The organism is Desulfobacterium sp. N47 (assembly GCF_051233685.1).
Lineage (GTDB): Bacteria > Desulfobacterota > Desulfobacteria > Desulfobacterales > RPRI01 > RPRI01.
Map to the genome: position 1 here is coordinate 1 of NZ_JBAMMY010000059.1, position 2,109 is coordinate 2,109.

The 2,109-nt window shown below is 38.8% G+C and carries 6 protein-coding genes; all 6 read left to right on the plus strand.

Annotation, left to right across the window (positions count from 1 at the left end; genetic code table 11):
- On the plus strand, positions 1 to 111 hold a 111-nt coding region (locus VXK47_RS03640; protein WP_435547192.1), incomplete at its 5' end, for an ISAzo13-like element transposase-related protein.
- Entirely contained in the window at positions 105 to 341 is a 237-nt protein-coding gene (locus VXK47_RS03645; protein ID WP_435547410.1) for a type II toxin-antitoxin system VapC family toxin, read from the plus strand. The genes VXK47_RS03640 and VXK47_RS03645, both read left to right, overlap by 7 nt.
- Positions 322 to 657, plus strand: a complete 336-nt coding sequence (locus VXK47_RS03650) for a hypothetical protein (RefSeq protein WP_435547411.1) — start codon at positions 322 to 324, stop codon at positions 655 to 657. The genes VXK47_RS03645 and VXK47_RS03650 overlap by 20 nt, the downstream gene beginning before the upstream one ends.
- A gap of 170 nt (positions 658 to 827) precedes the next feature.
- Complete coding sequence (locus tag VXK47_RS03655; RefSeq protein ID WP_435547412.1) at positions 828 to 1,145, plus strand: DUF4258 domain-containing protein; 318 nt, start codon at positions 828 to 830, stop codon at positions 1,143 to 1,145.
- Positions 1,146 to 1,147: 2 nt separating this feature from the next.
- Positions 1,148 to 1,441, plus strand: coding sequence for a YgiT-type zinc finger protein (locus VXK47_RS03660; protein ID WP_435547413.1), 294 nt, complete (start codon positions 1,148 to 1,150; stop codon positions 1,439 to 1,441).
- 144 nt (positions 1,442 to 1,585) lie between these two features.
- Positions 1,586 to 1,933 carry a PIN domain-containing protein gene (locus tag VXK47_RS03665; RefSeq protein WP_435547414.1) on the plus strand — a complete coding sequence of 116 codons (348 nt, stop codon included), beginning with the start codon at positions 1,586 to 1,588 and terminating at the stop codon, positions 1,931 to 1,933.
- Positions 1,934 to 2,109: the final 176 nt, after the last annotated feature.

Consider the following 2,109-nt stretch of genomic DNA (forward strand, 5'->3'; position numbering starts at 1 on the left):
TACAAGACCGGCATCAAAGTCTCTGATGAAGAACTCCGAAAGATTGCTATCGAGAGGGATGGTTTCCATGGAGAGTGGAATTATAAAATAAAACCAAGGCCATTATGCTAAATGTTCAGCTTATATTTTCTAAACCACTTACATCGCTAACTTTTGATGATGATGCCGCCCGAAACTATGGACAAATCCGTTCGTCACTATTTCGTCAGGGAACCCCGATCGGACCGAATGATTTAATGATTGCCTCTATCGCGGTGGCGCATAAAGCCATTCTTGTAACACATAACACTCGGGAGTTTGCACGGGTGTCAGACCTCAAAATTGAAGATTGGGAAGAGTGAGGTTGAAGCTTTTTTCGGACTTGAGTTTTCCGAATCCGGGATACTGAAAAAAATATTGGTCTCTATCGAAAGCTTTTTTATGCGGCGATTTGATCATGTTTCTACAATCTCAAATAGCATGCTTGAACGTATTCACAAACTTGGAGTTTCACCGAATAATACTTCACTCTTTCCCAATTGGGTTAATGTCGAGTTATTCAGCTTTGAAAAAAACGAGAATGATCTACGCAGAAAATGGGACATAAAGAACGATAAGAAAATAGTACTTTTGATGCTGTTTTATATGAATTTGAGACTAATGCAAAAAACATTATAAAACAGGGGTCTTTTAGACAGGATTAACAGGATGGACAGGATAATTTTGCCTGCTGACCATTAACATCGTAAAAACATACATTTACAATTCAATAAACGGACTGTATAATTTTTCGTAGTTTCACCTGATGAAGCCAAACACGAATGGGTTATGGGTAAGCGGGAAGAGATTTGAATATTAAGGAAATTAATAATTCAATACAAAATCATCGTATTAAAATAACCGAACATGCTGATGAAGAGGCAGAAAGTGACGATTTGACTTTTGATGAGATATTTTTTTCAGTACTGCATGGCGAAATTATTGAACAATATTCTGATGATAAACCATATCCGAGTTGCCTGATTTGCGGACAAACTTTCGGAGGCGATCATATCCATAGTGTTTGGGCTTTTAATGGAGAAAATCAATGGGCTGTTTTGATAACGGTATATAGACCCGATCCGGATCGATGGATCAACTTTCGGAAAAGAAGAGAAAAGAGATAAAAATGATGTTACCCTTTGAAAAATGTCCGGTTTGTGGCGGTGAGCTTAAAAATAAGATTGTCGAAAAGATTCTGCATGGTGGCAATAATACAGCCATTCTAAAAATTAATGCTGAAGTATGTCTTCATTGCGGAGAACGATTATATGCTGAGGAGATTGTAAGACTTTTTGAAAAAATCAGGAATAAATTAACAAGGCGGGATCTTACCGGTTTTGACTCTTCAGGACAGGCCTTTACTGTTGACAATGAATGGCTCAACAATCAAATACAGCCAACCTCCAATCGTGACTGCTGATTAAGCAAAAGTAATTATTATTTTTTGCGACACGATTATTCACTCAGCCCGAGACACTTTAAGCATTTTAAAAATGGGGTCTTTTAGACAGGATTAACAGGATGGACAGGATAATTTTGCCTTATAAAAAAACACCCGCCTGAAATTCTTGTACGATTCCGGGAGCATTCGCCGCAGGATGTTGCAATTTCAACCATTACGCTCTTTGAGCTTCAATATGGGGTCGAAAAAAGCCAATTCAGACAACGTTCCGAAGATGCTCTTGTCAAATTTCTTTTGCTGTTGAACCTGATTGATCCGGATCGTTCGGCTGCTGAAGAAGCTGCTGTAATTCGTGCACAACTTGAGAAAAAAGGAATACCAATCGGACCTTACGATCTTCTCATAGCAGGCCTTGCCCTTTCACAAAACTTGACATTGGTTACTAATAATACCCGGGAATTTGAGAGAATCGTTGGCCTGCGCCTGGAAAACTGGGTTGATGCACAATAGCGGGCAAGATATAAGGTGGCTGTTTTTTTTACTTAAGACAGGATTAACAGGATGTTGCCGACCAGCCGGAAGCCGGACAGGCAAAAAACCGTCACCTTTTTCTTATCAACTTATGAACTCATGAACTTTCTAACTTACGAACTATTTTTATCTCTTAACCGGTAACTATGAACTTT